1 protein-coding gene is annotated in these 550 nt (G+C 71.6%); it reads left to right on the top strand.

Annotation, left to right across the window (positions count from 1 at the left end; translation table 11 throughout):
• Positions 1-412, top strand: a 412-nt coding sequence (locus JCM9942_RS17805) for a 50S ribosomal protein L11 methyltransferase (protein ID WP_157723099.1), incomplete at its 5' end; no start/stop codon positions are given.
• Positions 413-550: the final 138 nt, after the last annotated feature.

Below are 550 nucleotides of genomic sequence, written 5' to 3' on the forward strand. Positions count from 1 at the left end.
TCTGCTGGCCGGCCAGGCCGTGCTCGATTTCGGCTGCGGCTCGGGCATCCTCGCGCTGGCCGCGCTCAAGCTGGGCGCCGGCAGTGCCACCGGTGTGGACAACGACCCGCAGGCACTGATCGCCACCGCCGACAATGGCGAGCGCAACGGCATGCAGATCGCCGCCTACCTGCCCGAGGACGAGCCGGTGCGGACCTACCCGATCGTGGTGGCCAATATCCTGGCCTCGGCGCTGGATGCGCTGGCCGAGCTGCTGGCCGCGCGCGTGGCGCCCGGCGGCCGCATCGCCCTGTCGGGCATCCTGCACGGCCAGGAAGACGAGCTGCTGCAGCGTTATGCGGCATGGTTCGACCAGCTCGACGCCGTGCGCGATGGCGACTGGATGCGCATCACCGGCGTGCGCCGTGCTTGAATGAGGCCAATGCGCCGGCCTTGCCACCCATGACCGAAGAAACCACTCCGCCTCGTCGGCCGTTGGCCACCTTCCTGCGCGCCGCCCCCGAGGCACGGCAGCCATCGACGACGCCGGTGACGCGCCGGCCGGCGCCTG

This window comes from Stenotrophomonas pictorum JCM 9942 (assembly GCF_001310775.1).
GTDB lineage: Bacteria > Pseudomonadota > Gammaproteobacteria > Xanthomonadales > Xanthomonadaceae > Stenotrophomonas > Stenotrophomonas pictorum.